General features: G+C 71.2%; 5 protein-coding genes. 2 read left to right on the forward strand and 3 right to left on the reverse strand.

The window, feature by feature from the left end; translation table 11 throughout:
* Positions 1 to 188: 188 nt before the first annotated feature.
* The 3 genes from ACTIDRAF_RS0218270 to ACTIDRAF_RS0218280 all read right to left on the reverse strand — a co-directional run bounded on the left by ACTIDRAF_RS0218270 (position 189) and on the right by ACTIDRAF_RS0218280 (position 3,368).
* Positions 189 to 848, reverse strand: coding sequence for a VOC family protein (locus ACTIDRAF_RS0218270; RefSeq protein WP_016700172.1), 660 nt, complete (start codon positions 846 to 848; stop codon positions 189 to 191).
* Between the two features lie 87 nt (positions 849 to 935).
* Positions 936 to 2,891 (reverse strand): putative bifunctional diguanylate cyclase/phosphodiesterase, encoded by a 1,956-nt coding sequence (locus ACTIDRAF_RS0218275; RefSeq protein WP_016700173.1) that lies wholly within the window; start codon positions 2,889 to 2,891, stop codon positions 936 to 938.
* Positions 2,892 to 3,005: 114 nt separating this feature from the next.
* Positions 3,006 to 3,368, reverse strand: a complete 363-nt coding sequence (locus tag ACTIDRAF_RS0218280) for a hypothetical protein (protein WP_016700174.1) — start codon at positions 3,366 to 3,368, stop codon at positions 3,006 to 3,008.
* A gap of 107 nt (positions 3,369 to 3,475) precedes the next feature.
* Here ACTIDRAF_RS0218280 and ACTIDRAF_RS0218285 point away from each other — a divergent pair, with 107 nt between their 5' ends.
* Positions 3,476 to 4,237, forward strand: coding sequence for a thymidine kinase (locus tag ACTIDRAF_RS0218285; RefSeq protein WP_016700175.1), 762 nt, complete (start codon positions 3,476 to 3,478; stop codon positions 4,235 to 4,237).
* 240 nt (positions 4,238 to 4,477) lie between these two features.
* Positions 4,478 to 4,822, forward strand: a complete 345-nt coding sequence (locus tag ACTIDRAF_RS0218290) for an RNA polymerase-binding protein RbpA (protein WP_016700176.1) — start codon at positions 4,478 to 4,480, stop codon at positions 4,820 to 4,822.
* The last annotated feature ends 63 nt before the right edge of the window (positions 4,823 to 4,885 follow it).

A 4,885-nucleotide genomic window follows, 5' to 3' on the forward strand; every position in this document is an offset into this window, starting at 1 on the left:
GGGGGTCCGGCGCCTCCGGCCGCCGACCCCGGAGCCCGGAGCGGGGTGGCCGCACCGGAGGGCGACCACCCGGTCGACCGCCTCCGGACCGCGAAGCGGGCTCGCCCACCCGGGTGGCGCGGCGACCGGGCACCGGCGGAGGGGCCCCGCCGGTGTGGCCACCGAGGCGGCGAGGCCCGCCAGGACGGTCACGTGGCGAGCGCGCCGCCCCAGCAGCCTGGTCGTTCCACCAGGGCGTAACGGGCACCGGCGGGGTCGGCGACGGTCACCGCGCGTCCCAGCGGGTTGGTCGGGTCGTCCTCCAGCACCGTTCCCCCCAGGTCCCGGACGCGGTCGAATGCCACGGTGAGGTCGTCGACGGCCAGGCAACAGGTCCACTCCCCCGCCTCCGGGGAGGTCTCCGGCACGGGCCGGCGACCGGACACCGCTCGGCCCTCGAGCGTGTAGGCCCCCTCCGCCGGCTCCCAGCCGACCGCCGACGTCCAGTGCTCGTCGGCGCTCGCCGCGGCGAGTTCCGCCCAGCAGGGCTCACCGGAACGCGGGGCCGGCGCCCACGGCCCGTGCGCCACCCGGCCTGGTTCGACGACGGCGGAGGGGTGGTGGGAGGCCGCGGGTTCCTCGGCCTGGGGGCCAGTACCGAACACCACCCGCCAGCCGAGGGGTTCGCCGTGTTCGGGAGCGCGGATGGTGGCGGCCAGCCGGTCACCCACCCAGCAGCTCTGCACCCCGCCGTCCCGGGAGAGCAGCACCCAGTCGTGGAGCGCGGCGTGGAACTCGACGGACGCCTCCGGTGAGGCGGTGAGCAGTTCGAACCGGCGGATGCCCCGGACAGGCACTGCGGTGTTCACTTCGGTGGTTCTCCCGTGGGGCAGAGCACGCGGACGGCAGGGATCCGCGGGTCGTCGGTGCGGTCAGTTGATCCTGGTGCGCCACCCCTAACGCGGCAATACTCCGTTCGGCCGTAACACGATCGCGGACAGTGGTTTCGGCTTCCCGAGGTGGAAGCCCTGCGCCACCTCGACACCCAGCCTGGTGAGGGCGTTGACCTGGGAAGGGCGTTCGACCCATTCCGCGACGGTGGTCAGTCCGAGGCCGTTGGCGATCTCCATGATTCCCGTCACGAGGACGGAGTCGGTGGTGCTCCGGTCGATTCCGCGGACGAACTCCCCGTCGATCTTCAACCCGGTGATCGGCAGGTGCTTGAGGTGGACGAAGGAGCCGAAACCCGACCCGAAGTCGTCCAGGGTGATGCGGCAGCCGGCCTCCCGCAGCCGGGTGGCGAGGTGCCGTGCCGCGTCGAGGTTGGTGAGCGCCGCCGTCTCGGTGATCTCCAGACCGAGCCGTCCTGGTGAGACGTCGCTGCTGCGGATCCGGTCGAGGACGAAGTCGCCGAACTCCTCGTCGTCGAGGGTGCGGCCCGAGACGTTGACGTCCAGCCGCAGACCGGGGTCCGGGTGGGCCGCGAGCGTGTCGACCGCCTGTCCGAGCACCCAGCGGTCGATGTTCAGGATGAGGTCGGTCCGTTCGGCGTCGGGCAGGAAGTCTCCGGGGCCCAGCGGGGGCAGCAGGTCGTCCTCCAGGCGGAGCAGCAGCTCGTAGCCGAGCGTGCGGCCGGTGCGGAGATCAACCATCGGCATGCCGTGCAGCGCCAGGTGGCCGTCGGTCAGGGCGGTCCGCAGCCGTTCGAGCACGGCCACCCGCTTGGCGGTGTTGGCGTAGTGCCCCGGGTCGTAGACGGTGACGCGGTTGCGGCCGCCGCCCTTGGAGGCGTAGAGGGCCAGATCGGCGTTGGCGAGCACCGCCTCCCAGGTGGGTCCGGAGTCGAACGGGGCGACGCCGGTGCTCACGGTCACCCTGATGGTGACCCCGGCGACGGCGACCGGGATGGTGGCCACGGCCGCCGCGAGCTGTTGGGCCGTCCTCTTGGCCAGGACCGGGTCCACGCCGGGCATCACCACGGCGAACTCGTCGCCTCCGAGCCGTCCGAGGTAGTGGTTCTCCGGCAGCCGGTTGCGCAGCGCGGTGGCCAGGGCGCACATCACCCGGTCACCCACCATGTGGCCCCGGAGGTCGTTGACGTCCTTGAAGTTGTCGAGGTCGATGACGACCAGCGCCCCCGGCGCGCCGGAGGCGATCTCGCGTTCCAACCGGGCCGTCAGCGCTCGCCGGTTGGGCAGTCCCGTGAGGGGGTCCTCCTCGGCCATCCTGCGCAGCTCGTGGTGCACCTCGTGGGCCTGGGTGATGTCGTGGGCGCTGCCGACGAGCCGCACCGGCTTCCCGTCGTCATCGCTGATCACCTCTCCGAAGCACTCGAAGACCCGGACGTCGGTGCGGTCGGCTCCTCGGGCGCGGTGGATGTAGGTGAAGGGTTCCCCGGTGTTCAGGGAGCGGGTGAGCACGCGGGTCACCAGCGCGACGTCGTCGGGGTGGATCATCCGCATGAAGGCGTCGTAGTCGATGTCGGCGTCGGCCGGGTAGCCGGACATCTCCCGCATGCCCTCCGACCACACCACCCGGTCCTCGGCGATGATCCACTCCCAGTTGCCCATCCGGCTGCGTTCCGGGGACCTGCGGGTGGTTTCGGAGCCGACCTCGAGTTCCTCCTGGCGCGAGGCGGTCAGGTCGACGACGCGGCACAGTTGCGCGTCGCTGGGCGGCAGCGGGTGCCAGTTGATCTCCAACCAGCGGACCCCCCGGTTGGTGGTGGTGAGCCGCTGGACGGTGGAGGTGCCCTCCGTGCCTTCCCAGGCCGCGGGCAGGAGGGCGGGCAGGGACCTGCCCCGCGCGTGGGCCTCGTCGATGCCCAGCAGCTCGGCCATCGCCGTGTTCACCCAGCGCAGCCGGCCCCGCGAGTCGGTGATGGCAAATCCGACGTCCGTATGGCGCAACACAGTGTGTTGAACGGAGTCGTCTCCTGTCACCCTTCCCTCCCTGTAAACCGCCCTACTGGAGCAATGGTCGCGGCGGAGGGGCGCGCTCGGCAAGCGGTCACCGCCATGTGTCGGTCAGCGAAGCCGTTCGAGCCGTCGAGCGGTGACGACCAGTTCAGTGGCCAACGTTCGGAGTTCACCGAGGTCCGCGCCGTCCTCCACGCCCGTGGCGACGTCCTCCGCGGCGCACCGGAGCTGGAATATCCTGTCCTGGAGGTCGGCCACCTCGTCAGCCGAAAGCACCACGGAGTCCTCGGGAAGCCGGCCCCGCTGGACCGCCGACCGCCGTTCGTAGGCGCGCTGCCGACAGGCCTGACCGCAGTAGCGCCGGGGGCGGCCGGCACGGCTTGCCGGTTCGATCGACCGCCCGCACCAGCCGCAGTGCCTGGGTTCGCCGCGCCGGGCGGCGAGGCGGGTGGTTTCGGGCGGTCCTTCCACGGTGCCGACGTTAGTCGAGCGCGCGGGGAACCCGGCGCCGGCACACCGGAGGGCGTGAGCACGCGGGCCTGACCCGGCCGCCAGGGCGGCCGATAGGGTCGACGCCCGTGAGTACCCCTGCCGACGCCGCCGATCCGACCGACGCGCTGTCCGCGGTCCCGACCGAGTCCGGTCGCCGCGCCGCGACGGCCCCGGGCCGCCTCCGCTTCTTCTACGGCCCGATGGACTGCGGGAAGTCGACGCTGGCCCTCCAGATCGACCACAACCACGCGCGGCAGGGGCGGGTCGGTCTGTTGCTGGTGCGTTTCGACCGCTCCGGCAGCCCGCGGATCTCGACGAGGATCGGGCTGGCCCGGCAGGCGATCGAGTTGGACGAGACGACCGACGTCCGCGGCCTGGTGCGCGCGCAGTGGGCGGCGGGCCGCCGGGTCGACTACGTGATCGTCGACGAGGCCCAGTTCCTCAACGAGGGCCAGGTCGAGCAGCTGGCCGAGCTGGCCGACCTGGCACACCTGGACGTCTACTGCTTCGGCATCGCGACGGACTTCCGCGGCCGGTTGTTCCCCGGGGCCCAACGGCTCTTCGAGGTGGCCGACGAGCTGCAGGCGGTGCAGGTCGAGGTGCTGTGCTGGTGCGGTTCCCCTGGACGGTTCAACGGCAGGGTGGTGAACGGATCACTCGTGCGGGCGGGCGACACCGTGCTCGTCGCGGACACCACGGGGGGTGACGGTCTCCCCTCGGGGGACGACGACGGCGCCGACAACGCGGCAACAACTACCGTGCGTTATCAAGTGTTGTGCCGGCGACACTTCCGCTCCGGTGATCTGGGTCCCATCCCCGCGACACATGGCCAACTCACACTGGCTTGATAGCGTGCCACTCTGGCACTATCACCCATTCGAGTGGTCATGGTAGTCACAAGGCGGATAACGCGTCACGAACGGCAGACGACTGCATCCCTATGGAGGAAGTCTTCGTTGATGCGTGAAACACGTCACCGTGGGCAACCAGTTAGGCCAAACCGGGAACGACGGCGACGCGAAAGTCGTTGCACTCGGTGAGCACGTTGACCGGGGCGCCAGCCTCGGACCGAGCGAAAGGACACCGTCATGGCCGACCGCGTTCTGCGTGGCAGCCGGCTCGGAGCGGTCAGCTACGAGACCGACCGCAACCACGACCTCGCACCGCGCCGTACGGTGCGGTACGCCTGCCCCAAGGGACACGACTTCGAGGTGCCCTTCTCGGACGACGCCGAGGTTCCGGGCAACTGGGAATGCCGGCTGCACGGCAGCGAGTCGAAGATGATCGACGGCAGCGAGCCGGAACCCAAGAAGGCCAAGCCCGCCCGGACGCACTGGGACATGCTTCTGGAGCGCCGCACCATCCCCGAGCTGGAGGAACTGCTCTCGGAGCGGCTGGAGGAGCTGCGCGGACGGCGCACCCGCTCCGCCTGACGCCCACGCCGCCCCCACGAGGACGCCGACCCTGACACCGTCGCCGGCCGCCCGGGAAGTTCC

Source organism: Actinoalloteichus spitiensis RMV-1378, from assembly GCF_000239155.1.
GTDB lineage: Bacteria > Actinomycetota > Actinomycetes > Mycobacteriales > Pseudonocardiaceae > Actinoalloteichus_B > Actinoalloteichus_B spitiensis.

Coding starts and splice junctions, on each gene's coding strand:
- ACTIDRAF_RS0218290 (WP_016700176.1), top strand. CDS start 4,478: ATGGCCGACCGCGTTCTGCGTGGCAGCCGGCTCGGAGCGGTCAGCTAC.